General features: G+C 56.3%; 22 protein-coding genes. 8 read left to right on the forward strand and 14 right to left on the reverse strand.

The window, feature by feature from the left end:
- Positions 1–113: 113 nt before the first annotated feature.
- Positions 114–1469, reverse strand: a complete 1356-nt coding sequence (gene gor / locus H9C73_RS11385; protein ID WP_209287950.1) for a glutathione-disulfide reductase — start codon at positions 1467–1469, stop codon at positions 114–116.
- A 170-nt stretch (positions 1470–1639) separates the two neighbouring features.
- Here gor and xthA point away from each other — a divergent pair, with 170 nt between their 5' ends.
- A complete protein-coding gene (gene xthA / locus H9C73_RS11390) occupies positions 1640–2455 on the forward strand; it encodes an exodeoxyribonuclease III (protein ID WP_209287951.1) in 816 nt (271 codons plus the stop codon).
- Here xthA and H9C73_RS11395 read toward each other — a convergent pair.
- Entirely contained in the window at positions 2452–3390 is a 939-nt protein-coding gene (locus H9C73_RS11395; protein ID WP_209287952.1) for a universal stress protein, read from the reverse strand. The two genes, xthA and H9C73_RS11395, sit on opposite strands and share 4 nt — an antisense overlap.
- A 133-nt stretch (positions 3391–3523) precedes the next feature.
- Here H9C73_RS11395 and H9C73_RS11400 point away from each other — a divergent pair, with 133 nt between their 5' ends.
- Entirely contained in the window at positions 3524–4804 is a 1281-nt protein-coding gene (locus H9C73_RS11400) for a GGDEF domain-containing protein (RefSeq protein ID WP_209287953.1), read from the forward strand.
- On the opposite strand, the gene H9C73_RS11405 is transcribed toward H9C73_RS11400, so the two are convergent.
- Positions 4801–6204 (reverse strand): xanthine/uracil/vitamin C permease, encoded by a 1404-nt coding sequence (locus tag H9C73_RS11405; RefSeq protein ID WP_209287954.1) that lies wholly within the window; start codon positions 6202–6204, stop codon positions 4801–4803. The genes H9C73_RS11400 and H9C73_RS11405 overlap by 4 nt on opposite strands.
- 287 nt (positions 6205–6491) lie before the next feature.
- Between H9C73_RS11405 and H9C73_RS11410 the strand changes: the two genes are divergently transcribed.
- Positions 6492–6833 carry an ArsR/SmtB family transcription factor gene (locus tag H9C73_RS11410; protein WP_236014242.1) on the forward strand — a complete coding sequence of 114 codons (342 nt, stop codon included), beginning with the start codon at positions 6492–6494 and terminating at the stop codon, positions 6831–6833.
- A gap of 36 nt (positions 6834–6869) precedes the next feature.
- Here the strand turns inward: H9C73_RS11410 and H9C73_RS11415 are convergent, their stop codons facing one another.
- Genes H9C73_RS11415 through H9C73_RS11425 form a run of 3 tightly spaced genes read right to left on the reverse strand, consistent with a single transcriptional unit; the run spans position 6870 to position 10648 of the window.
- Positions 6870–7199 carry an AzlD domain-containing protein gene (locus H9C73_RS11415; RefSeq protein ID WP_209287955.1) on the reverse strand — a complete coding sequence of 110 codons (330 nt, stop codon included), beginning with the start codon at positions 7197–7199 and terminating at the stop codon, positions 6870–6872.
- On the reverse strand, positions 7175–7870 hold the full coding sequence (locus tag H9C73_RS11420; RefSeq protein ID WP_236014243.1) for an AzlC family ABC transporter permease: 696 nt from the start codon (positions 7868–7870) through the stop codon (positions 7175–7177). The genes H9C73_RS11415 and H9C73_RS11420 overlap by 25 nt, the downstream gene beginning before the upstream one ends.
- A 48-nt stretch (positions 7871–7918) precedes the next feature.
- The gene (locus tag H9C73_RS11425; RefSeq protein ID WP_209287956.1) at positions 7919–10648 is read right to left on the reverse strand and encodes a bifunctional acetate--CoA ligase family protein/GNAT family N-acetyltransferase; all 2730 of its coding nucleotides are present in this window, start codon (positions 10646–10648) and stop codon (positions 7919–7921) included.
- Between the two features lie 183 nt (positions 10649–10831).
- Between H9C73_RS11425 and H9C73_RS11430 the strand changes: the two genes are divergently transcribed.
- Positions 10832–12568 (forward strand): PHA/PHB synthase family protein, encoded by a 1737-nt coding sequence (locus H9C73_RS11430; protein WP_209287957.1) that lies wholly within the window; start codon positions 10832–10834, stop codon positions 12566–12568.
- A gap of 193 nt (positions 12569–12761) precedes the next feature.
- Positions 12762–12971 carry a PA3496 family putative envelope integrity protein gene (locus H9C73_RS11435; protein WP_209287958.1) on the forward strand — a complete coding sequence of 70 codons (210 nt, stop codon included), beginning with the start codon at positions 12762–12764 and terminating at the stop codon, positions 12969–12971.
- Between the two features lie 32 nt (positions 12972–13003).
- Here the strand turns inward: H9C73_RS11435 and H9C73_RS11440 are convergent, their stop codons facing one another.
- From H9C73_RS11440 to ectA, 5 genes are all read right to left on the reverse strand, one after another.
- Positions 13004–13954 (reverse strand): TPR end-of-group domain-containing protein, encoded by a 951-nt coding sequence (locus tag H9C73_RS11440; RefSeq protein WP_209287959.1) that lies wholly within the window; start codon positions 13952–13954, stop codon positions 13004–13006.
- On the reverse strand, positions 13942–15372 hold the full coding sequence (locus H9C73_RS11445) for an aspartate kinase (protein ID WP_209287960.1): 1431 nt from the start codon (positions 15370–15372) through the stop codon (positions 13942–13944). Before H9C73_RS11445 ends, H9C73_RS11440 begins: the two co-directional genes overlap by 13 nt.
- A 108-nt stretch (positions 15373–15480) precedes the next feature.
- Complete coding sequence (locus H9C73_RS11450; protein ID WP_209287961.1) at positions 15481–15879, reverse strand: ectoine synthase; 399 nt, start codon at positions 15877–15879, stop codon at positions 15481–15483.
- Positions 15880–15933: 54 nt separating this feature from the next.
- Complete coding sequence (gene ectB / locus H9C73_RS11455; protein ID WP_209287962.1) at positions 15934–17208, reverse strand: diaminobutyrate--2-oxoglutarate transaminase; 1275 nt, start codon at positions 17206–17208, stop codon at positions 15934–15936.
- A gap of 13 nt (positions 17209–17221) precedes the next feature.
- On the reverse strand, positions 17222–17734 hold the full coding sequence (gene ectA / locus H9C73_RS11460) for a diaminobutyrate acetyltransferase (protein WP_209287963.1): 513 nt from the start codon (positions 17732–17734) through the stop codon (positions 17222–17224).
- A 269-nt stretch (positions 17735–18003) separates the two neighbouring features.
- Between ectA and H9C73_RS11465 the strand changes: the two genes are divergently transcribed.
- Both H9C73_RS11465 and hisC read left to right on the forward strand, forming a co-directional pair.
- Complete coding sequence (locus H9C73_RS11465; RefSeq protein WP_209287964.1) at positions 18004–18525, forward strand: MarR family winged helix-turn-helix transcriptional regulator; 522 nt, start codon at positions 18004–18006, stop codon at positions 18523–18525.
- Positions 18526–18603: 78 nt separating this feature from the next.
- Positions 18604–19671 (forward strand): histidinol-phosphate transaminase, encoded by a 1068-nt coding sequence (gene hisC, locus H9C73_RS11470; protein ID WP_209287965.1) that lies wholly within the window; start codon positions 18604–18606, stop codon positions 19669–19671.
- A gap of 18 nt (positions 19672–19689) precedes the next feature.
- Here the strand turns inward: hisC and H9C73_RS11475 are convergent, their stop codons facing one another.
- Entirely contained in the window at positions 19690–20583 is an 894-nt protein-coding gene (locus tag H9C73_RS11475) for a GGDEF domain-containing protein (RefSeq protein WP_209287966.1), read from the reverse strand.
- A gap of 160 nt (positions 20584–20743) precedes the next feature.
- Here H9C73_RS11475 and H9C73_RS11480 point away from each other — a divergent pair, with 160 nt between their 5' ends.
- Entirely contained in the window at positions 20744–21964 is a 1221-nt protein-coding gene (locus H9C73_RS11480; RefSeq protein WP_209287967.1) for an EAL and HDOD domain-containing protein, read from the forward strand.
- A gap of 24 nt (positions 21965–21988) precedes the next feature.
- Here the strand turns inward: H9C73_RS11480 and H9C73_RS11485 are convergent, their stop codons facing one another.
- Entirely contained in the window at positions 21989–22294 is a 306-nt protein-coding gene (locus H9C73_RS11485) for a c-type cytochrome (RefSeq protein WP_209287968.1), read from the reverse strand.
- A 127-nt stretch (positions 22295–22421) separates the two neighbouring features.
- Positions 22422–24335 (reverse strand): molecular chaperone HtpG, encoded by a 1914-nt coding sequence (gene htpG / locus H9C73_RS11490; protein WP_209287969.1) that lies wholly within the window; start codon positions 24333–24335, stop codon positions 22422–22424.
- Between the last annotated feature and the right edge of the window lie 26 nt (positions 24336–24361).

Consider the following 24361-nt stretch of genomic DNA (forward strand, 5'->3'; position numbering starts at 1 on the left):
GAGTGTTTGGTCGCACTCTCATTTTACTCACTTGGATTCAGGCTTTCTCATTTGCTGCCATTTATGGGACAGCAGTGCCACCAAGGGCCCCTTTTAACACTCTGCCGCCCGCGTCATCGCACAGGCTGTCGCATGGTGACAAACTCTTCTGCCGCCGTGGGGTGAATGCCGATAGTGCTGTCAAAAACAGCCTTGGTTGCACCGGCTTTCAAAGCAACGCCCATGCCCTGAATGATTTCACCGGCGTCAGGCCCTACCATGTGGATACCCAGCACACGGTCCGTTTCTGCATCCACGATCATTTTCATCAAGGTACGTTCATCACTGCCACTGAGGGTATGTTTCAATGCCCTGAACTCGGATTTGAACACCTTGACGGCCCCATGGCGCGCCCGCACATCTTCCTCGGTGAGACCGACAGTGCCAATGTTGGGCTGACAGAACACCGCCGTCGGAATCAGATCGTAGTCCACGTCCGGTGAGCCGTCGGCGTAAAGATGCTTCACCAGCGCCATGCCTTCAGCCAGCGCCACCGGGGTCAGCTGCACGCGGTCAGTCACGTCGCCAATGGCGTAAATGGAAGGCACGGACGTCTGAAACTGTTCGTTCACGATGACCGCACCATTATCTCGGGTAGCGACACCGGTCTCTTCCAGCCCTAACCCCTGAATGTTGGGAACACGACCGGTTGCATAGAGTATCTGGTCAGCCTCCAGCTTGCGGCCGTCCGTCAACTCCGCTTCAAGACGCCCGTTGTCCAGCTTGCGAATGGCTGTGATATTGGTATTGAATTCCAGGTTCACGCCTTTTTTGGCCACTTCCTGAGCCGTGTACTCACGGATTTCCTGATCAAACCCTCGCAGGAACAGGTCACCCCGGTAAATCAGGTGTGTTTTGGCTCCCAGGCCGGCAAAGATACCGGCAAACTCAACCGCGATGTAACCGCCGCCCACGACCAGCACATCCTCGGGGAATGTTTCCAGATCAAACACCTCGTTGGAGCTGATTACATGCTCCTTGCCGGGCAGATCGGGAATATAGGGCCATCCGCCTGTCGCCACCAGTATCCGCTCGGCGGTATAACGCTGATCACCCACGGCCACCTCATGGGGCCCGATCACACGGGCACGGCCATGAATCAGGGTACAGCCGGCATTTTCCAGCAGACCGGTGTAGATCCCGTTCAGGCGCTGAATCTCGCGGGTCTTGTTATCTCTGAGCACGGACCAGTTGAAGTCAACCAACTTGGCTTCCAGGCCAAAGCCGGCTGCCTCATGAAATGCTTCCGCATAGTGAGAGGCATAGACGTACAGCTTCTTGGGCACACAGCCGACGTTGACACAGGTCCCTCCCAGGTAACGGTCTTCCGCCACCGCGACCCGCACACCTTCGGCCGCAGCCATGCGGCCTGCACGAACACCGCCTGAACCGGCGCCAATTACAAACAGGTCATAATCAAATTCAGCCACTGTGCCTCCTTGAGTCCAAACCATTTCAATCTGCATTGTAACCACCGTGAATGGCGCTGGACCAATTAAATTCGTGGCCCCGGCTGATAAAAGCAGGCAATCAGGCCGGGGCAGGCCTCTGAACATTTCTGTTATGATGCGCGCTCGATGTAACAACTGGCAGGAACAACATGAAGCTCATCTCTTTCAACACCAACGGTATTCGTGCGCGCATGCATCAGCTGGAAGCCGTCATCAACGCTTACCAACCGGACGTTATCGGGATACAGGAAACCAAGGTCGCTGATGAGCAGTTCCCACTGGAGCAGATTCAGGCACTGGGATACCACGCGGTATTTCACGGCCAGAAAACCCACTACGGAGTCTGCCTGCTCTCCCGGGTACCGGCCGTGAACGTTCAATATGGCTTTGAAGGTGATGAGCCCGAGGCCCAGCGCCGCATGATCATGGCTGATTTTCCGGCTGAGGATGGCACGCTGGTGCGCGTACTGAACGGCTACTTTCCGCAGGGTGAAAATATTGAGCACCCCGTCAAGTTCCCGGCCAAGCGCCGTTTTTATGCAGACCTGCTGGCCCACCTTGAGGCACATTGCAGCCCGGACCAGCCGCTGGCGGTCATGGGCGACCTGAACATATCCCCCACCGACAAGGACATCGGTATCGGCGAGCCCAACCGCAAGCGCTGGCTTCGCACGGGCAAGACCAGTTTTCAGCCCGAAGAGCGGGAATGGTTACAAAAGCTGTACGACTGGGGACTGACGGATACCTTCAGACATCTGCATCCGGATGAAGAGCGCCTGTTCAGCTGGTTTGACTATCGCAGCAAGGGCTTTGATGACGACCCCAAGCGCGGCCTGCGTATCGACGCCATCATGGCGACGCCACCCTTGCTGGAGAAGTGTGTCGAAGCCGGGATCGACTATGACATTCGGGGCATGGAGAAACCGTCTGACCATGCCCCGGTCTGGGCCCGCTTTTTTGACTAGAACTCCGACACCGGGCAGTGAAAGCTGTCCGGTTTGATGATCAACAGGTCGCTGTCCACCCGCTCCAACAGCCGTTCCGCCGAGCTGCCCAATAGCATGCGGTCCACAAAACCGCGTGCAAGGGAACCCATCACCAGTACATCCACACTGGTACACTCTACCCATTCCGGTATCACGCTGCTCAACTCCCCTTCCAGAAGGTGAACACAGGGATCATCAACCTTCAGGTTCATGGGCTTGATCAACTCGCCAATGCGATCACGGTGCTCCTGTCTGACCTTCTTCTGCAGCGCCTCGAAATCCATCACCATGTGCTCGTCGAAAATGGCCGAATGGGGCAGGGTCTGAAACACGTGAACCACGTGCAGCTCACCATCCAGCTGGCTGGCCATTGCCTGCGCATGAGCCAGTATTTTCTGGTCCAGCTCGGCCGTTTCGTCATCCAGATGGAAGGGATCAATGGCGGCTGCCACGATGGGCCGGCTGTTCCACTGATGTTTCTTGCTCAACAACAATGGCGCAGGGCACTGACGCAACAGCCGCCAGTCCGGTGCGCCCATTAAACGGTGCAACAGGTCCGGATGCGTGTCCGGTGCGTGTATCACCAGGTCCGGATGAAACCGGAGCGCCTTTCTGACCAGCGCTTCCGCTTCGTCTCGCTCCCAGGCCACATCCGCACCTGCCGTTACCCCCAGATGCTCCAGTTTGTCGGCATTGGATTGCAGGCCTTTTTCCAGCTTGCGCAATACGGACTGAATGGCGTGCTGCCGGCCATCGGGATCAAACAGCTTACTACCTTCCAATGACGCCGAGTATGTCTGGCTGAAGAGCTCTACGGTGGCTTCGGGATGCAACAGACCCCGAACCTTCACGAGCAGCTCACTGCGGTGCTCGTCCTGCTTAAGGTGCACTAACAAACGATTGTAACCACTCATATTTTGCCCTCCTGTCATCACCTTCAGAATAGACTCCAAACAAGGGAGAGCAACTGATGCACATCAAGCGCGAGTCCTGGCAGCAGCCATGGTATGATTCATGATCGGTTTATAGTCTGGAGTGTTTGACCGGGTGCTGCTCAGGTTCATTTTTCTCATTCTGCCCCTGTTCATTCTGCCGGTTCCGCTGCTGCTGGAGCCCTGGCTGACGGCGCTTGGCGATGCTGAAAAAATGCTCGCCGGTACGCTGCCGGCATTGCTCGCCGTCGTGGTAGTGCTGCTGGGGCTGGGCCTGAAACATTACCGAGCCGTCTGGCTCAGTCTGCACCTGCTGCTGGTCGGATCCGTATTACAGCTACTCGCCGCCCAGCCGGACGAAAACCCGGCCCGTTATACGGCCCTCCTGCTGGCCAGCGCCAGCCTGCCCCTGCTGCAACTGCTGCTCTTGATGTTGCCCGAGCGTCACCTGCTGTCGCGCTATGGCCTCCGGCGCCTGATCCTGCTGTTCGGGCCTTATGCGACTCTGCTCCTGCTCTGGCATTATGCCCCCCTGATGCTGACTGAGTGGCTCTTCACCCTGCCCCCGTCCCTGCTTGAATATACCTTTGCCGGTTTCACCCTCAGTCACGGTGCTCTGGCCTGGAACGCCCTGTTGGTTTTCCTGTGCCTGGGTTTTGTGAAGTACCGGCCCGTCGATACGGTCATCACCATCGCACTGACAGTCGCCATGCTGATCGGCCTTTCCAGACCCGACACACCACTGATTGGCAACAGCTACCACCTGCTGGCCCAACTGATGCTGGTGGGAACATTGATTCACCACGGCTACAGCATGGCGTTTCTCGACACCCTCACCGGTGTACCCGGACGCAGGGCACTCGAACACCTGCTGCACTCTCCGGGGCGTCGCTATGTCGTTGCGATGCTGGACATTGACCATTTCAAGCAGTTCAACGACCGCTATGGCCACGACACGGGAGATCAGGTCCTGCGCATGGTCGCCACGCAGCTATCCAGTGTTAAGGCCGGCGGGCGGCTGTTTCGTTACGGGGGCGAAGAGTTCACCATTGTGTTTCGAGGCAAACAGGAGGGAGAAGCCCTGCTGGCACTGGAGCAGGTTCGAGAGCGTGTGGCCAACTATCCACTTGCAATCAGGGATCAGGGCCGTCCCAAGGATGATACCGCTGGCCGTCAGAAGCGCCACAACAAGGAGGCGCGCAAGACCGTCAATGTAACCATCAGTATCGGTGCCTGCGAAAATGAGCCGGGCGAAACCCCGGAACAGGTGATCAAACGTGCCGACAAGGCACTTTATCTGGCCAAGGAACAGGGCCGTAACTGCGTTCGTACCGGTAGAGAGCGGCCCCGCTCAAGGCGTCGAAGCCGCTCGGATTTTGCCCGCGAAGCAGGCTAGCGATTGCCGTACTCTTCAGCACGCTCTTCTATGTGAATCGGCTCTTCCGGTGCTTCTCCTGCATGTTCCTGCAGCGCCTTTCTGGAGCGCTTTTCAAACAGCAGATACAGCAGAATACCCACCGCCAGTCCATAGGCCGCACCGTATACGGACAGCACAACCCCCATGGTGCCGGCGACGCCCATTGAAGTCGCATTATCGATCTGTTCAACGCCCACACTGATACACAGGTAACCTGTAATCAGAAGCGTCAACGACAGAGCAATCGGCAGGACGGGCTTGAATACGGTCACCAGCGGGAGCATGAACAGCGCAATGAAGCCCACGATCCAGAAAATACTGGCACCACTGTAGATCGTATCCATCGCCTTGCGGCCATACCGATAGCGCTCGGCAATGGTCGCCATGGCACCCGTAAACAGCGGCCCCGCCAGCCCCGGATAAGGCGCCAGCAGCGAGTGCATCAGGTTGCGCAGCGCTGTCACCAGATGAACACGGTCAACGTTGACTTCAATCTTTTCGTCCGGACGCAGGTGGTCCACCCGGTCCAGCAGGCTCTTGCCCACGATGATGTCCCCAAAGGCGATGATGTAGGCAATGATCGCCGTCGGCAGCGCCATCCAGAGAATATCCAGACTGGGCAGACCGACACCAAACACGGTGTAATCCAGCATCTTGTCAAAGGCCGGCGACGTCAGGCCAAACTGAACATCCGGCACCGGATACTCACCGGCAACCCAGCCGATTATCATCGCAACGATTGCTCCGGGCACCATGCCGTAGCCTGCGATGATGCGCGCCCAGCGGTGTTGCTCGGTCCAGTCACGAAACGAGAGCGAGAACAGAATATATCCGGTCACCGCACCGCCTATGATCAGCGAGATCGGCGTTTGCGCCAGGCGCCCCCCTTCCACGATTTCGCCGGAAATTGCGGCAATGCCGGCGCCCATCAGGATGCCGCCCTTGATCGATGCCGGGAACAGATCGACCAGCTTACTGCCCAGACGTGTCACCCCCAGCACAAAAAAGATCAGCGTGACCACTAACTGCAGACCAATGAGTGCACGAATGGCATCAGGGCCCGGTTCAAAGTTGCCCAGATACAGGCCAACCACCGGGATGGCAGGCGTAATCCAGCCCGGCACCATGGGCACCCCCAGAATGGTGGGCAGCATAAAGCCAAAACCGCAGACCACGACAAACGCAAGCGCCACGTCATACGGCAGTCCGAGGTATTTTTCCAACAACGGGATCATGGCCATGCCGACCACGAACATGATAAGCGCCTGAATGGTTTCCGGCCATTCCCAGCGATGATGAATCAAAGGCAGGCGGACCTTGAAAGGTCCCAGTTTCCAGTACGGGTGTTCGGCACCGTGTTCACGCCGATAAATGCCCATAGTTGCTTCCTTGTAGTGCTAATCGGAGGGATAACACTGCGGATGAGATATAAGTAATATCCCTAACCCGCAGCTGGGCACGAAAGGTACTGGGCGACGTTAAACAAGTCGAGTTGTCGACAATCAACTTTAGTCGCTATTGCAACTAAAGTTGTGCCCTCGTGAATACCCGTTTTTAAAAAGGGTTATACTTTTATAAAACCTCAGTATATTAGAGAAATAGGATTGACTGTCCGATTACGATAAACTTGCGCCCCATAACAAGATCGGAGTAGAAGCTTACGGACATGGCCACACAGATCTCACCCACCGCACTGCCCAGTGAAAGTCTGGCACTAATGAAAGAAAACGCTGCTGCTGCAGCCAAGTTGATGCGCGTGTTGGGCAATGACAGTCGTTTGCTGATCCTGTGCTACCTGGATGGCAAGGAGCTCTCCGTTTCCGAGCTGAACAGCTGTCTGGACCTGAGCCAGTCCGCCCTGTCTCAGCATTTGGCCGTCCTGCGCCGCGACGGCCTTGTGCGTACCCGGCGCGAGTCACAGACCATCTACTACTCGCTCAATGGCGATACTGCCATTACCATCATCCGCACCCTGCACCAGCTTTTCTGCGCCGATTCACGGCACTGATCGCACGTCACAGGTTGTCGACAGATTTGCGTGTGATCAGGCCATAACCCCGCTCTGGGTCAAAAACATGTACAGCCCGGTGCCCGAGAGGATGCTGATCAGCGGGTTGCGCCACAGCAGGTGCAACAGCGTGACGAGCAGCAAGGCCGTCAGCGACGGCAACAACGCCTCCCCGGTGACGAACGCATCCTTGAGCGCATACATGAGCAGCAGCACCATCAGTACCGGAGGCAGATAACGTCCAAGGTGCTTCAGTAGCGGATGGTCGGCCCAGCGATACAGCAGCACAAAGGGCAACAGCCGCGTCAGGAATGTGGCCGCAGCCGCGACCGCAATGAACGTCAAAAGATACGCAGTCGATTCCACTCAACACCTCCTCGGGCCATCAGCAACAGGGACACCGCCATTGCGATCGACAGCATCAGCATGTTGTCCGGACTGATCAGCAGCGCCATAACCCCTATGGCAACCGCCAGTGCGAACACCTGTGGACGTTGAACAGAGCGATACTGTTCAATGGTCAGCACCATGAACAGGGCCGGCAGGGTAAACTCGATTCCGGCTGTGGAGTAATCGATCTGTCCTCCCAGCCAGGCGCCCAGTGTGCAACCCGTGACCCAGTATGCATGGTTCAGTGCGGCAACCCTGAACTGGAGCCGGGAGCGCAGCGCTTCGCATTTGATCTGCAGCATCGTCAGCAGTGAATAGGTTTCGTCGGTCAGCGCAAAAATGAGATACCAGCGCCGACCGCCCTTCAGCTTGAGCGTGCTCAGCAATGACAGGCCATAGACCATATGGCGCGCATTCAGCAGCAGGGTCGCGACAAAGACCTCGACCAGGCCGGCATGGTTTGCCAGCAGGCCCACGGCCAGAAACTGCCCTGCACCGGCGTAGATCACCAGCCCCATCAGGGTTGCATAGAGCCAGTGATAGCCAAGGTCTGCAAACATGACGCCGAAAGCGGCGCCCAACGGGATATATCCAAACAGCACCGGCAGCGACAGCTTGAGTGCTGAAGAAGAGTCATACGTCGTCATGATTATCCGTGCCGCCGGAGCGGCGGCACATCCTTCCGGAAAGTCGATTCAGTGTTGCAGGCGGTAGATCTGCCAGTCTTCCCTAGGCTCATTCAGCATCATTTTCATATCCACCACATCTTCTTCCATGTTGTAGCTGATCTTGAATCCCAGCTTGCGTGCCAACCCCTGCATCCCCTTGTTGCTGGGCATGGTTGACCCTACAAGCTGCAGTGTGCCGCGTGCACGGCAGTAATCGATGGTCTTCTGCATCAGCATGACACCGAGCCCTTCGCCCTGCATGTCATCGCGCACCACGATTGAAAACTCGCTGCGTACATTATCAGCATCCGTCACCGCACGCACTACCCCGAGGGTTTCAAAGCCTGCACCACTGAGTTTCGGCGCTGAAACAATAAAGGCCATCTCACGGTCGTAATCGATCTGCGTCCAGTTGGCCAGTTCAGCATGGGTGGGCACGCCACGGCTGTAGAAATACCTCAACCGGATCGATTCTGGGCTCAGTGAGTTGAAAAACTCCAGGTGCGCCGGCTCATCTTCACCACGAATCGCTCTCAAGGTGGCATGCCGACCGGAGCGTTTCAGGACAACCTGTTCGGTCAGGTGCTCCGGGTAGGGCGAGATGGACAGCCGCGCATCTTCACCCAAAGAGACGGCACAATCCACGGCCAGCAGCCCGCGCTTGTTCAGCAGCAGCGGGTTGATTTCAAGGCACTTCAACTCGGGCAGATCAATCACCATCTCTGACAAGCGGATCAGCAGCTCACAGATATGGTCGATGTCACGCTCGGTCTGATAGCTGTTTTCCGCAATGATATTGTAGATACGGGACCGTTTGACCAGCTGCCGGGCCAGCGCAAAGTTGAGGGGCGGCAGCATCATGTTGCGATCGGCCAGCACGTCGATGGTGTAGCCTCCGACACCAAAGAGGATCAGCGGACCAAATACCGGATCGCGGGTAATCCCCACGTTCATTTGCATGGACTGAAAACCGCGTTTCATCTGCTGAACGACAAAACCGTAGCTTTCCTCCGGTGTATAGCGTTCGCCGACACGGTACCCCAGCTTGGTGGTCGCATGACGGACTTCACTGATGGAGAACAGATCCAGCGCCAAATCGCGCCAGCGCTGATGCGAGGTGCTGTCGTAACAGAAGGGGTAGACGTTATCCTTGTGCAGCGCCTTCACTGCAACGGAGCCTCCCATCCGGCGCGCGATATCCACTACGCCGTTGATATCATCGGCGTAACCGGTATTGGGTGTCGGGATTTCGTACAGATCAAGCAGGTCACAGGCTTCAGAGTGCAACAGGTAATCCCGGCCAGACGCTCGCGCTGACTGCAGCATGTTCCGCGCACGTTTGCGGTTCGGCAGGTTATGCAGATGGAACGGCGCCGGCGTCTGTCGCATGGCTGCCTGGTTCCGGTGGTATTCCACCATCTGCATGAAGGCATCGACGGACTCTTCCGGTGTCATGAACGTCGGAATGCCTGCCGCATTGCAGTGGTTGCGCGCTTCAATCGCCGAGTACCGCCCCATCCAGCAGGTCAGCACATTACGGGGGGTCTTGCGGGCGATCTTGATCACCTCATCAGCCGTCTCCACACTGCCCGCCATACGGGTAGGAGCATGTATGGTCAGCACCGCATCCACATTCGGGTCCTTGGTCAGCAGGCGGACAGCCTCGGCAAAGCGCTCGGGGGTTGCATCTGCGTTAAGGTCCACCGGGTTGCGCCCGTTCCAGCCCTTGGGCAGCAACCCCAGGAGAGCCTCTTGTGTGGCCTCCGTGATTTCAGTCAGCTTGCCCTGCTTGCGCAGCAGCCGGTCATAGGCCAGCGCATTAGGTCCCATGCCGTTGCAGACAATGGCCAGGCGCTCGCCCCGCATCGGTTTCATGCGCGACAGGGTTTCCAGTGCATTGAACAGCTGATCCGACGTCTCCACACGCACGGCACCGGCCCGTCGCAGCGCCGCATCGTACACCCGGTCTTCATCATCCACGCCCGGCGCCAGCTCAACCGAGAGCCGACCATCCTCGATGATGTTGGATTTCAGTACCAGCACCAGCTTGTTACGAGACGCGGCCCGGACAGCCGAGACAAAATCCCGTGCCGAGCCGATGATGCGATCCATCTGCAGCAGGATCGCGTGTGTGCCGGGGTCGGTGGCCAGGTAGTCAATCAAGGCAGGCAGATCGACATCAGCCCCCTGTCCCAACGTCATAAAATGAGAAAAACCGATCTCCTGACCGCTGGCCCAGTCGATCATGGCCGTGCCCAGCAGACCGGACTGGCCTACATAGGCCACTTTGCCCTTGCGAATATTCACATGGGAAAAGCTGGCGTTCATGTTGGAACCGGGCACCAGCAGCCCCATACAGTCAGGGCCGAGAATACGAATGCCATAGGGCCGCGCCGCTTCCTTGACGGCCTCCCGAAGCGAGCCATTACTGGTGTCCGGGTTCAGTCCCCCCGTCAGAATCATGGCCGCCTTGACCATGTTGGCTCCCAGCTTGCGGATAATGCCGGGCACACTCTCGGGCGGCGAGCAGATGATGGCCAGGTCCGGCATTTCAGGCAGTTCACCCACCGCGCTGAAACAGGGCACCCCATTGACCTCTGCATAGCCCTGAGAATTGATGGCCATCAGCTCGCCGGCATATCCACTCTCCAGCAGATTGCGCAGGACAATGCCGCCCATGCTATCCTGACGCTCTGAAGCGCCAAACACTGCGATCGATTTGGGTTTGAAGAAGCGTTTAAGGTATTTCGTTGACACTCAATGAGCCCCTTGCCAGTCCGGCCATATTTCATCAGGGTGTAATCGTATAACGTCTATTCTATATTTTTCGCACCTGCAGCAAAAGCGCAAAAACCTGCCCTTTGACAATTGGACTTTCGCCGTAGCGCTGCCCTGTCAGCGATCGCGATTACAGGTCCGCACCAGCGAAAGGAGTGACTGATGACCCGCATGCCCCTGCCCGATATCAAGAACAGTATCGACCGTGTCATCCATGCCGTTGAGGGACGCTACACCCAGGGACTTTCCCCTGCCTCCCTGACACTGGCCTTCATGGACTGGCTGATCCACACCGCGCACTCCCCCGGCAAGCTGAGTGAAATGCGGGAGAACTTTCTGCGCAAGTATAGCGCGTTCGGCCTCTGGTCAATGCGAGCCGCCTTTGATCCCGAACTCAAGCCTTTCATTACCCCCCTGCCCGGTGACCGCCGCTTTTCAGATGCCGCCTGGCAGCGCTTTCCCTACAACGTGATGGCACAGGGCTTCCTGCTGCAGGAGCAGTGGTGGCACTACGCCACCACCGGTATTCCCGGGGTCGCCGACCATCACGAGAACGTGGTGTCATTTGCAGCCCGCCAGTGGCTGGACGTTTTATCACCGACCAATTATCCGGCAACCAATCCGCTGGTCATTGAAAAGGCCATGAACACTGGTGGCCAAAGCCTGTTTCAGGGCATGCAGAACCTGCTGGAAGATATACAGCACAACCTGCTTGGGGATGCGGACACTCAGACCAGTGAATTTCGCGTCGGTGAGAACCTAGCCTGCACACCCGGCAAGGTCGTGTTCCGCAACCGGCTGATTGAGCTGATTCAATACAGCCCGACCACTGACAAGGTTTCGGCCGAGCCCATTCTGATTACGCCGGCATGGATCATGAAGTACTACATTCTGGATCTGTCTGAGCATAATTCGATGGTGAAGTATCTGGTCGACAAGGGCCACACCGTGTTCATGATCTCCTGGCACAATCCGACGGCACGTGACCGGGACATGGGCATGAGCGACTATCTGCGCCGCGGCGTAATGGACGCCCTGCAAGCGATCAACCACATCGTTCCCGAACAGAAGGTACACCTGGTTGGTTACTGTCTGGGCGGCACCCTGGCCAGTATTGCGGCGTCTGCCATGGCACGGGATAACGACGACCGCCTGAAATCCCTCACGCTGTTCACGGCACAGACCGACTTCACCGAGGCCGGCGAGCTGATGCTGTTTATCGATGAAAGCCAGCTGAGTTACATGGAAGATATCATGTGGGACAAGGGCTATCTGGATACACAGCAGATGGCAGGCGCCTTTACCCTGCTGCGCTCCTACGACCTGATCTGGTCCCGTATTATCAGTGAGTACCTGCTGGGCGAAACGCCGCGCATGAATGACCTTATGGCATGGAACGCTGACTCGACCCGGATGCCCTACAAAATGCACTCCGAATACCTGCGCAAGCTGTTCCTGCACAATGATCTGGCCAGCGGGCGCTTTCGCGTGGGAGACCGTCCCGTATCCCTGCGCGACATACGTGTACCCGTCTTCTGTGTTGCAACCCAGAAAGACCACGTCGCGCCCTGGCGCTCCGTGTACAAGATCAATGACCTGATGAACACGGAAGTGACCTTTGTACTGACCAGTGGCGGCCATAACGCCGGCATTGTGAGCGAACCCGGCCATCCACGCCGGTCTTACCAGATGGGCGTACAAACCGCCGAGGACAAGCACATCCCTGCCGATGACTGGCCGCTGCGCCATGAGAGCAAAGACGGCTCCTGGTGGGAGCCCTGGTCCGACTGGCTGAAATCCCACTCTTCCGGCTCAACCACCCCGCCATCCCTTGGCAATGCCGATGCCGGCTATCCAGTGATGGGCCCGGCTCCCGGCACTTTCGTCTTCGAGAATTGATCCAATCCCCCCCGCGCCTCTGGTGCGGGGATCCATTGCTCTTACCCTCGAAAAACTATTTCCATAATAGCAATTTTCAATTTTGTGACTGGGCAGCGGCTCAACTATATTCCGCCTGAAAGCGGCTGTGTTAGCCGACCGCCGGAACAGCGCACCTGTTGCCGTTTATATCAACCTGTGTGAGAGCAATACGATGGGCACTAAAATCCGTGTCGATCACGTCAACGATGACGAACTGGATGATTGGACTGATCAGCTGACAGACGAAGAGGAAGTGAGCCGCAGTCGAGTCAAATACAACAGCAAGCGACGCCGTCAGATTGAAGATTTGATGGAAGACCGCCGCTTGATGCGCCAGATCGGCAATGTCTACGACGATCTGGATCACCTGCGCGACTACTGAAGCCGCGCAGGTTCAGGCTTGCCGGTAAGGGTTCAAGACTCTTTACCGGCTTCATCCCCTTCCTGCTGTGTCAGAACAGACATGAAGTCCGGTTCCTGAGACAGCGACAGCAAGCGCTGCTCCTGACGCGCCTGCTCACGGTATTCATCCGAAATTGTGACCGCCTTCTTCAGGTAATCCAGCGCAATGCGGCTGGCCCCCAGATCCGCATAGGCGCAAGCCAGCTGAAAGTAGGCATGACCACTGTCCGGATCCAGCGTCAGGGCACGGTTACACAGCGAGATGGCCCACTGGTGCTGATTCAGCTCCAGTGCCGCATCGGCCTTGTAGGTCAAGGCTTCCGCATTGTCGGGGCGCAGCTCCAGAATACGGTCATACAGGCGGATTTTCTGCTCCCAGGAGGTTTCCTGAGTGGCCTTGACCCAGAGTGACTGCACGGCATTGGTCACTTCCAGCTCATGCTGGTTTTCCTGAATGATGCGGGACTTGCGCAGCAGCTCCTTCTCTACGCGCTCCAGACGTTCTTCATATTCCTCGACCAGTCGGCCCACCTTCTCATCGGCAATGGTTTGCACACGGTCGCGGATTTCGCGGATGGAGCTCCAGCCTACGATCAAGAGGATTGAGGAAGCGGCCGCGATCAGATAAAAGAAATAGGTCACCGTATCGGTGGCGTAGGAAATGGAGCTGTTGGCAACTTTCAGCTCCCGGTCCGTAATCTCGCGGATCATTTCCACCCGTTGACGCTCGATTTCAGACCGCAAGGCCTTCACTTCGTCAACGAGGTAACGCTCAATAAAGGGGTTATAGAGCGGCTCATCCAATGTTTCGATACGTTCACGTACATCCTGTTCCGTTATTTCCACCGGCACTTTTTGTGCCTCCATAACGGACTCGGCCCCCGAGTCGGGGGCCTCCTGTGCATACAGGGCTGCTGGCAGGGCCAACAGCGTCAGCATCACCACCTTCGCTAGGCAGCGCATATTACATCTCCATGATCTTCCTGCTCGATCAGGGCATGGTGCAACGCCCGGACAGCAGACTCGTAGTCGTCCTGATTGACTATACACTGCATTTCAACCTGACGCATGGATTGATGCAGCGCCTGAACACTGATGCCGGAATCGGCCAGTGCCGACACCGTACGGGCCAGAATACCCGGCACCTTCAGATTGGAGCCGATGGCCGACACGATGGCCACTTTGTGCAGTTCGACTTCGGCACTGGCAAACTTTTCACCAATCAGACGCACGGCACGGGTCACCATCTTGCGCGTTCCCGCCACAAAGTAAGTGATGCTGTTGGCGTCGGAGTCGCGGTTCACCACATACAGGCGCAGCTCATTCAGCAGACGCGGCAACTCGATATCGTAACGCGCCTCACCCAGCATCTCCTGGTCAAAGATTTCCAGTGCGAACAGGTTCGGGCGACCGGCGATGATTTCAACGCAAGGTGTCTCGCTGCAGTAATCGGTGCTGATAACAGTACCCGCATGGTCCGGCTCAAACGCGTTCTTGATACGCAGCTCAATCTGCTGCTGACGCAGGCCCTTCGCCGCTTTCGGGTGGATGGCCTCCATCCCCAGGTTGGACAGCTGGTCCGCCACGTCATAGTTGGTACGACCGATGGTGACAACCTTTTCCAGACCGACGATACCCGGATCTGCCGTGCTCAGGTGGAACTCCTTATGGATGATCGCCTCAGCAGCACCGGTCTTGGTGGCAATTTTACTGAAAGTCATTTCACTGTACCCACGGTCAAAGGTCTTCATCAGGCCTTCTTTACAGTGGGTATAGCCAGTGACAATCGGCATTTCCTTGCTGACATCCACATCAGCAAAGCTCTGCTCGATCATCTCTTCAAACGGCAGCGGCTCTTCCTGGTCCCAACCGGACAGGTCCAGCAGACGAGCATTCACACCCGCCTTGCGGAGCGCGATCACGCTGTTGTTGGCACTGTGGGCTTCACCGATGGCCGCCAGCATTTCACGCACCTTCATCAGGTGGTCGTCCAGCTGGAAGTGACCATAGGAGCACAACTCCTGGAGGTTGGACATGATCGCTTCCACATCAGCAATGCGCTGAGTAATAAAAGCGTCAGCCGACTCCCGCTCTGCAGTATCACCAAACAGCTCATGGTTGATTTCAAGCATCCGGGTGCGCACATCGTCCAGCGCTTCACCCCAGGCGCTTTCGTTTTCCGCATTGGCAAAACGCGCGTACACACCGGGTTCACCGGTTTTCTTGTGTTCCAGAAGCAGATTGGTGATACCGCCGTAAGCGGAAACTACGAAGATGCGGTTGTACAGGTCTTCTTCTGTGCGATCACCAATGAGAATCGTATCCATCAGTTCGCTGAAGCGACTCATCGAAGTGCCGCCAATCTTCTCTACAGTATGCATGTTTAGTCCTGTTGGCTTCTCTCTTTTGTGGTGCCAGATCGGGGTTTGCCCCTTGTTTTAAAAACATGCCGGCATATAGCCGGCATGTTGGAGAGCGACTGGCTGGTATCAGGCTTCAACCGTATCGGCTTCCAGCGGGTAGACACCATTTTCGTCGTGTACTTCCTTGCCGTTCAGCGGCGGGTTGAACACACACGCCAGTTTCAGCTCTTTGCTGGCACGCAGCAGATGCTCATCATGTTCGTTCAGATTATACAGCGTGCCTGGCTTGATCGGGTAGATCTTGCCGTCAGCAAGCGTCTCAATCTCACCTTCGCCGCTGATGCAGTAAACGGACTCAAGGTGGTTCTGGTACCAGATATGGGTTTCGGTTCCTTCGTAAATCGTCGTGATATGGAAGGAATATCCCATGTTGTCGTCTTTCAGCAGCATCCGAGTGCTTTCCCAGTTCTCGGACACAATACGACGTTCTGACTTTTCACACTCTTCCAGAGTTCTAACGATCATGACTACTTCTCTTGTTGATTCTGTTCAGGTTAAAGGTCCGGCTCAAGGCACCCCTCAGGATGCCTTGCGCTCACGCTTTTCCAGCGCCGCCGTAAAGGCCTTGTCCAGTACCTTCAGACCAAACTCGATCTGCTCGTCAGTGATGACCAGCGGTACCAGGCATTTGACTACCTGATCGTGAGCACCACTGGTTTCAATGACCAGACCCTGCTCAAAGGCACTCTTGATGACATCGCCTGCCAGATCACCATCCGGACACTCGATACCGCTCATCAGGCCGCGACCTTTCAGTACAAGTGTTTTGGCACCGTGGCTGCGAATGATTGCCTTGAGGCCGTTACGCAGTTTTTCAGCCTTGCGACGGACTTCCTTCTCAAACTGATCGTCAGACCAGAATGTCTTGAACGCGGTAGCGGCCGTCACGAAAGCGTGGTTGTTACCACGGAACGTACCGTTATGCTCACCCGGGCTCCACTGATCCAGTTCCGGACGGAAGATGGTCACCGCGAACGGAAGACCGTAACCACTCAGAGACTTGGACAGGGTTACGATATCCGGCTTGATACCGGCTTCTTCAAAGCTGAAGAAGCGACCTGAACGACCACAACCGGACTGGATGTCATCGACGATCAACAGCATGTCATGACGACGGCATACCTTCTCCAGGTTACGCAGCCACTCGAAAGAAGCCGCATTCAAGCCACCCTCACCCTGGATCGTTTCAACGATCACGGCTGCCGGGTGATCAACACCGCTGCTCGGGTCGCTCAGTACCTGATCCAGATACTCGGTGGTATCAACACCTTCACCCAGGTAACCGTCGAACGGCATGCGGGTTACATCCGGCATGGAGGTACCCATGCCACCGCGGTGGTGCTGGTTACCGGTTGCAGCCAGAGCACCGCCTGTCACACCGTGGAAGCCGTTGGTAAAGGAGATGATGTTGCTGCGTCCTTTTACCTTACGCGCCAGTTTCAGCGCGGCCTCTACACAGTTGGTACCGGTCGGGCCAGTGAACATCACCTTGAAGTCACCCATGCCACGCGGCTCAAGAATCAGGTCACGGAAGGTCTGCAGAAAGTTGGCTTTCGCCGTGGTCTGCATGTCCAGGCCGTGAGTCACACCATCTTCGCTGATGTAGTCGATCAGAGCCTGCTTGAGCACGTCATTGTTGTGGCCGTAGTTCAGCGTACCGGCACCTGCCAGGAAGTCGACATATTCCTTGCCGTCATCGGTGGTCAGCACAGCGCCCTTGGCCTTGTTGAAGGTTACCGGGAACGAGCGGCTGTATGTACGCACTTCTGATTCAGTTTTCTGGAAAATACTCATCGATCTCTCCTGCTTACGAATTCTGTTTACTGAGCTTGAAAGGGCCTGCGCGATACAAAATTTCGTCGTCATGCAGACCGGCAAAGTGTTCTTCTCGCGAAAACAGCACCGAACGTTCTACCGGTGCCGACAACGCCGCGAATACACGGGCAAACAACTTCTCCGATGCGACGTTGTCCGGCGTAATGGTTGTTTCGATGTACTGAACACCCTGAGGAGCCAGACGCTCCGCCAGTTCAAGCAACATCTTTTGCCCCAGCTTCTTGCCGCGACAGCGCGAATCTACCGCCACCTGCCACACGAACAGCGTGTCAGGACGCGCCGGAGGACAATAGCCGGAGATAAAGCCAACGAGCTCGCCGTTTTCATCTTCAGCGGCTACCGCGGTGTCGGCAAAGTGACTGCAGTGAAGCAAGTTGCAGTAAATGGAGTTGGGGTCCAGTGGAGCGCACCGCTCAACCAGCTTATGAAGGGCAAAGCCGTCTGTGGCCTTGGGTTTTCTCAACTTGATAATGTCAGATTCCATAGTGTTTGATATATTTAGCCTTGCTATGGTTTTTAGTATAAAACATATCCATAATAACTTTTCAAGCACGGAAGCAATCGCAACACGTAAGACTCTAGCGCCCAATTTAGCGCTACAGCAGCCAGACAGGGCCGTCTCAAGGGCTAGAATCATTGTTTAGCGTTACAAATCTTTTAAGCAGAGGTGACAATCAAGTTTTGCAATACATAGGAAATCAGGCTAAAAAGCGCGCTGACATCCAACCTGCTTCGGGAAACACATACAGCGCTATGGAAAAAAGTCAGGACGCCCTGGTGCTGCTGCGCCAGATCATTCGTGCCACCGACCTGCACGACAAACACCTGAGCCGCATGACGGGCCTCACCATGCCCCAGTTGATGACCATGCAAACACTCAGGGTCAACGGCCCCCTGACCATCGGTATGCTGGCGAAGGAGATGAACCTTGCGCAGGCCACCGTCACCAGTATTCTTGACCGCCTTGAGCGCAAGGCTCTGGTGCGACGTGAGCGCAGCAGTACCGACAAGCGTAAAGTTCTGGCATGCCCGACCGAGAAAGGACTGGAGCTGCTGAAATCAGCACCGGCCACCTTGCAGGACACATTCATTCGTCAGTTTGAAGATATGCCGGACTGGGAACAGTCCATGATTGTGGCGGCACTGGAGCATGTATCCCACATTCTGGGTGCGCACCACCTGGACGCCGCGCCCATGCTGGACATTGGCGCTCTGGATCGGACCTCCGAAATCCGCCCTCCGGAATATCTGCGCGCAGGCAACCACAAAAACTAGTCCGAGAGGCTGGCTTCAGCGCACAGGACGGCTCTGTTAGAATATGCTTTTTGAGTTGATCAAAAGGCAGCGTAGTACATGAGCAAATACTGGAGCCCTTCGATTCAGTCACTGGTCCCCTACACACCGGGTGAACAACCTCAGGTTGAGGGCTTAATCAAGCTGAATACGAATGAGAACCCATACCCTCCTGCACCGGGAGTTGCGAGGGCTCTGCGTGATTTTGAGACCGACCGCCTGCGACTCTATCCCGACCCTGAATCAGCACAACTGAAGCAGGCACTGGCACGCAATACCGGCCTGGAATGTGATCAGATTTTCGTCGGTAACGGTTCTGATGAAGTGCTGGCACTGACGTTCATGGCACTGCTGCGCCAGGACAAGCCGCTGCTGCTGCCGGAGACAACCTACAGCTTCTACAACGTCTACATCGACCTGTACGGGATTCAGGCCAGGCACGTACCTCTGACTGATGACTTCCGTATCGATCTGAGCCAGTACCGCCAACCGAACGGCGGCATTATTTTTGCCAACCCCAACGCACCCACAGGCATCAGCGTTCCACTGGACGATATTCGCAGTCTGCTCGAGAGCACGCCCGACTCCGTCGTCGTGGTTGATGAGGCCTATGTGGACTTTGGCGCCGAGAGTGCAACGGCTCTGGTCAACGAATACCCCAACCTGCTGGTCACGCAAACCTTTTCCAAGTCACGCTCACTGGCCGGCCTGCGCATCGGCTGCGCGTTCGGACACAAGGACCTGATCGAAGCCCTGGAGCGCGTCAAGAACAGCTTCAACTCCTACCCGCTCGATATGCTGGCAGAAGCCGCAGCAATTGCATCACTGGAAGACGAGGCTTATTTCAACGACTGTATCGAGCGTGTCATTGCAACACGCCAGTGGACCACGGAGGCACTCAACCGTCTTGGGTTTGAGGTCCTGCCCTCACACACCAACTTCGTCTTTGCCGCTCACGCCAATCTGACCGGAGCTGAGCTGATGGCATACCTGCGCGAGAACAAGATTCTGGTGCGTCACTTCACCAAACCGGGCATCGAGAACCACCTGCGGATCAGCATCGGGACCGATGCGGAGATGCGGGCACTGATTGACTGCCTGAAACAGCACCCACAAATGGCAGACTGATATCTGAATCCGAGGCGCTTAAAGCGCCTCACCTTCAACACGGTTACGACCGCTATGGATGGCGATAAGCAGGTGCTCATGCGCGCGCCGCAGCACCTGGGCACCATCGTCTTCCGGGTTCAGTGCAGAGGCCACACCCACGCTGACGGTCCAGCGGATATCACCCGTTGCATACGGAAGCTCCTGCTCGGCAATCGCATCCCGTATGCGCTCGCCCGCCAGCAGTGCCTGCTCATGATTGGTTTCTCCCAGCACCATGACCAGCTGGCTGTCGCTGTAGCGGGCCAGAAAGTCCGAGGTGCGCTTCAGGCGATGCAGTGTCGATACACTGTGCTGCAACACCTTGTCTCCCGCATCCCAGCCAAACTGCTCGTTGATCTCCTTGAGCTGATCGATCTCGATCAGCACGACACTGGACGCGCCATCGTAACGCAGGGCCTGAGCCACTGACATTTCCAGCACCGGCACCAGCGCACGCCGATTATAAGCCCCTGTCAACGGGTCACGCTGCGCCTGTGTCGTCAGCTTGCGTGACAGCCGTTTCTGTTCGGTCACATCTCTCAGGCTCACCAGCACTTCCCTGCCGCTCGTCATCACCCAGCGGCTGGCGTACCAGCAGGGCTCACTCAGCCCCAGCGCCTTGAGCTCTGGACAGTGCTCGGGGCGAAGCTGGAACTCAAGCTCCTGCACGGTTTTCTTGCCATTGAGCTGCCCTATTACTTCACGAAACTGCTCGCACAGGTCGGACGCAAACAGCTCTTCCAGCCTGCGCCCTTCAACTTGGGCGGGCACCACCCATGCACTATTGCCGGAACTGGCCGAAGCAATGGTTTCGCCATCCAGAATGATGACCGCATCCTGAGAGGCATTCAGGAGTGCCGTATAACGAGAATCAGTTGACGCATGCGCCATGGCTACGGGCCCTCTTTTTTGATTTCCGTATGTAAACCCTACAAAAAGATACCTTCCGGCGACGGAAATTTATACATATAAAGGTTTCGTTCATTCATAATAGCTATTCAACCGCGGCTCATACAGCATATTCAGACCAAATCAGACCAGGAGCTGGAGCATGACCTCACAGGTATTGATGGCAAGGCAGCCGATCTTTAACAGCAACATGAAAGTTGTTGCCTATGAGCTCTTGTATCGCAACAGTGAGGGCGTAAACCAGATCCCCTTGATCAGCGGCGACCAGGCCAGCAGCCGCGTACTCCTTCACTCCTACACCAGTGTCAGTGAAGCCGGCAACCTAAGGGTCATGCCTGCATTCGTCAACTTCACGCAACAGATGCTTGAACAGGGCACTCTTCCCGCCATGTCGCCTCAGGAGATCGTGATCGAGGTACTGGAAGATTGCCTGATCACACCCACACTGCTTGATTCCGTCAAGCGACTGGCCGACGCCGGCTACACCATTGCACTGGATGACTTCGAGTACACTGAAGCCGCCGTTCCACTGCTGGATATCGCCAGGATCGTCAAGCTGGATATCCGCGCCCACAGCGCTGAAGGTCTGCGCCAGCAGGTCGAGCTGATCAAACCGTTCAATGTCCGCTTGCTGGCGGAAAAAGTGGAGACACATGAAGAGCATCAGCTCTGTATCGAGCTGGGGTTTGAACTGTTTCAGGGCTACTTCTTCAGCAAGCCACAGCTTCTAAAGGGCACCCACACCGAGTGCAACCGGGCCATACTGCTGCAGCTTCTGGCATCGCTGAATCAGCCCGATGTGGAGATGGCTGACATTCGTGCGCTCATCGAGCGTGACCCGGGTCTGACCTACAAGCTGCTGCGTCTGGTGAACTCATCGGCATTCGGGCTGCAGCGCAAGGTGAGCAGCATTCAGGAAACTCTGGTGTACCTGGGCCTGCAGGAACTCAAGAAGTGGCTCACGCTCATTACGCTGGCAGACCACCCGAGCAAGCCATCAGAGCTGATTCGACAGCTGCTTCTGCTTGCCCGCATGTCGGAACTGATCGCAATCGATGAAAAGCTCCCATCGCCCGGACAAGCCTTCATGGCCGGTCTTTTGATGCATCTGGATGGCTTGCTGGACACACCCCGTGAACAAATGCTGGATGAAGTACATGTCAGTGATGAAATTCATGACGCCGTCATGAATGGAAAGGGCGAGCTGGGTGAACTGATTTACCGCGTGGAAGCCTTCATGCAGGGGGAATGGTCGGACGAACAAGACGAGGTGCGGATGGGGCGGTTTAACGCGCGCTACCTTGAGAGCATTGCCTGGACACGTGAGTCCATGCGGTTGATGCGGCAACAGTCAGCTTCCTGACCATGTTGCCGCACCAAAACGCGTTTATTTAAGCGGCGCAATCATGGCCTCGATGGCGGCCTTGATCTCCTCGTCGGAGCAGCTGCCACAGGTACCTTTGGGCGGCATGGCCCCCTTACCGGACATTACCGTTTGCGCCATGGCATCCACCCCTTTTGCGATGCGCGGAGCCCAGGCATCCTTATCGGTCAGCTTGGGTGCACCGCCCAGCCCTGCTTCATGACAAGCCGAACAGTGTTTGGCTACAATTTCATCTGCCGACATGGCCTGCACGGGTGACACCACAGCCACCACCCCCAAGCATGCCAAACCCGTCATAAATGCCTTCATACAACTCTCCTGTGTTTATTTGTGTCCAGCATAGCCTCTGGTTCAGCAAAAGTCTTTGACCTTGCTCAGCCCACGAAAAAGGGCGACTCCTGTCGCCCTTTTCTGATGCTTCAGATGTGACTGCCGATCAGCTGCTCAACTCGAGCAACAGCTTGTTCAGTCGCTGCACATAGCTTGCAGGATCGTCAAGGTTGGCACCGGCTGCCAGACCTGCCTGGTCAAACAGCACCAGCGCCAGCTCACCGAAGCGATCCTCGTCCGGCTCCTGGTCCAGCTTGTTGATCAGGGGGTGTTCCGGGTTGATCTCGAAGATCGGCTTGCTCTCCGGTACGGGCTGGCCAGCCGCTTCCATGATGCGCCGCATCTGCAGACCCATGTCGTAATCACCGATTACTAGACAGGCCGGCGAGTCCGTCAAACGATGGGTAATACGGATGGAGTCAACGCGGTCTTCCAACACCTTGTTCAGGCGCTCGACCAGACCTTCATGCTCCTTGGCCACTTCTTCGAGCTTCTTCTTTTCATCTTCGGACTCAGTGTCGCCCAGATCCAGCTCGCCCTTGGTCACATCCTGGAAGTTGTGTCCTTCAAAGTCGAACAGCTGGCTCATCATCCATTCGTCGATGCGATCCGACAACAGCAGCACTTCGATGCCCTTCTTGCGGAACACTTCCAGATGAGGACTGTTCTTGGCCGTATTGAAGGAGTCCGCCACCACATAGTAGATCTTCTTCTGACCTTCCTTCATGCGGCTGACATAGTCTTCCAGCGACACATTCTGTTCGGCCGTGCCGCTGTGAGTTGAAGCAAAGCGCAGCAGCTTGAGAATCTTGTCACGATTGCCCATGTCTTCAGCCGGGCCTTCCTTCATCACCTGGCCAAAGGTGTTCCAGAACTTGGCGTACTTGTCCGCATCCTTCTTGGCCAGTTTGGCCAGCATGTCCAGAACACGCTTGGTCAGGGCAGAACGCAGCTTATCGACATTCGGGTCTTTCTGCAGGATTTCGCGGGACACGTTCAGGGACAGGTTGTTGCTGTCGACCACGCCCTTGATGAAACGCAGATAGAGCGGCAGGAACTGATCGGCCTGATCCATGATAAAGACGCGCTGAACATACAGCTTGAGACCGCGCGGTGCTTCACGATTCCAGAGATCATAGGGTGCGTTTTCCGGCACATACAACAGGCTGGTGTATTCCAGATTCCCCTCAACCTTGTTGTGAGACCAGGTCAGTGCATCGGAGAAATCATGCGAGATATGTTTGTAGAACTCCTGGTACTCTTCGTCCGTCAGGTCGGTCTTGGGGCGAGTCCACAGAGCCGTTGCCGAGTTTACGCTTTCCAGCTCGGGCGTCTTTTCTGCCTGATCTTCATCATCTTCGCCCGGCAGCTCCTCTTTCAGCATCTGCACCGGAATGGAGATGTGATCGGAGTACTTCCGCACCAGGCTGCGCAGACGGAAGCCATCGGCAAACTCTTCCTCGCCCTCTTTCAGCTTGAGTACAATGCGAGTACCACGATTCGCCTTTTCAATCGTGCCGATGGTGAAGTCGCCCTCACCGGTTGAAGACCAGTGCACGCCTTCGGTCGGAGCAACACCGGCGCGACGGGTATAGACATCCACTCGCTCTGCCACGATGAAGGCCGAATAGAAGCCTACACCAAACTGACCGATCAACTGGCTGTCCTTGGCCTGATCACCCGTCAGGCTGGACAGGAAGCTGGCGGTGCCTGATTTGGCAATGGTACCCAGGTTTTCAATCACGTCTTCCCGGCTCATGCCGATACCGCGGTCCTCGATGGTGACCGTTTTGGCATCCTTGTCATACTCGATACGGATCGCCAGCTCCGGATCACCTTCATACAGCGCGTCGTTGTGCAGGGCTTCAAAACGAAGCTTCTCGGAGGCGTCCGAAGCGTTCGAGATCAACTCACGCAGAAAGATCTCTTTATTGGAATACAGGGAGTGAATCATCAGATTCAGAAGCTGTTTTACTTCTGTCTGAAAACCAAGTGTCTCTTTCTGAGTTTCAGTGCTCATGGCAGGCGTACCTAATCTCCGAAAAA

Origin of the sequence: Marinobacterium alkalitolerans, assembly GCF_017776525.1 — a bacterium.
Taxonomy (GTDB): domain Bacteria; phylum Pseudomonadota; class Gammaproteobacteria; order Pseudomonadales; family Balneatricaceae; genus Marinobacterium; species Marinobacterium alkalitolerans.

Excerpts from the sequence above, each read along its gene's own strand:
- xthA (WP_209287951.1), top strand. The coding sequence starts at position 1,640 with ATGAAGCTCATCTCTTTCAACACCAACGGTATTCGTGCGCGCATGCAT.
- H9C73_RS11405 (WP_209287954.1), bottom strand. The coding sequence starts at position 6,204 with ATGGGCATTTATCGGCGTGAACACGGTGCCGAACACCCGTACTGGAAA.
- H9C73_RS11410 (WP_236014242.1), top strand. The coding sequence starts at position 6,492 with ATGGCCACACAGATCTCACCCACCGCACTGCCCAGTGAAAGTCTGGCA.
- H9C73_RS11480 (WP_209287967.1), top strand. The coding sequence starts at position 20,744 with ATGACCTCACAGGTATTGATGGCAAGGCAGCCGATCTTTAACAGCAAC.
- H9C73_RS11485 (WP_209287968.1), bottom strand. The coding sequence starts at position 22,294 with ATGAAGGCATTTATGACGGGTTTGGCATGCTTGGGGGTGGTGGCTGTG.
- H9C73_RS11475 (WP_209287966.1), bottom strand. The coding sequence starts at position 20,583 with ATGGCGCATGCGTCAACTGATTCTCGTTATACGGCACTCCTGAATGCC.
- H9C73_RS11465 (WP_209287964.1), top strand. The coding sequence starts at position 18,004 with ATGGAAAAAAGTCAGGACGCCCTGGTGCTGCTGCGCCAGATCATTCGT.
- hisC (WP_209287965.1), top strand. The coding sequence starts at position 18,604 with ATGAGCAAATACTGGAGCCCTTCGATTCAGTCACTGGTCCCCTACACA.
- ectB (WP_209287962.1), bottom strand. The coding sequence starts at position 17,208 with ATGAGTATTTTCCAGAAAACTGAATCAGAAGTGCGTACATACAGCCGC.
- H9C73_RS11395 (WP_209287952.1), bottom strand. The coding sequence starts at position 3,390 with ATGAGTGGTTACAATCGTTTGTTAGTGCACCTTAAGCAGGACGAGCAC.
- ectA (WP_209287963.1), bottom strand. The coding sequence starts at position 17,734 with ATGGAATCTGACATTATCAAGTTGAGAAAACCCAAGGCCACAGACGGC.
- H9C73_RS11435 (WP_209287958.1), top strand. The coding sequence starts at position 12,762 with ATGGGCACTAAAATCCGTGTCGATCACGTCAACGATGACGAACTGGAT.
- H9C73_RS11440 (WP_209287959.1), bottom strand. The coding sequence starts at position 13,954 with ATGCGCTGCCTAGCGAAGGTGGTGATGCTGACGCTGTTGGCCCTGCCA.
- H9C73_RS11430 (WP_209287957.1), top strand. The coding sequence starts at position 10,832 with ATGACCCGCATGCCCCTGCCCGATATCAAGAACAGTATCGACCGTGTC.
- H9C73_RS11450 (WP_209287961.1), bottom strand. The coding sequence starts at position 15,879 with ATGATCGTTAGAACTCTGGAAGAGTGTGAAAAGTCAGAACGTCGTATT.
- htpG (WP_209287969.1), bottom strand. The coding sequence starts at position 24,335 with ATGAGCACTGAAACTCAGAAAGAGACACTTGGTTTTCAGACAGAAGTA.
- H9C73_RS11420 (WP_236014243.1), bottom strand. The coding sequence starts at position 7,870 with ATGACGACGTATGACTCTTCTTCAGCACTCAAGCTGTCGCTGCCGGTG.
- H9C73_RS11445 (WP_209287960.1), bottom strand. The coding sequence starts at position 15,372 with ATGCATACTGTAGAGAAGATTGGCGGCACTTCGATGAGTCGCTTCAGC.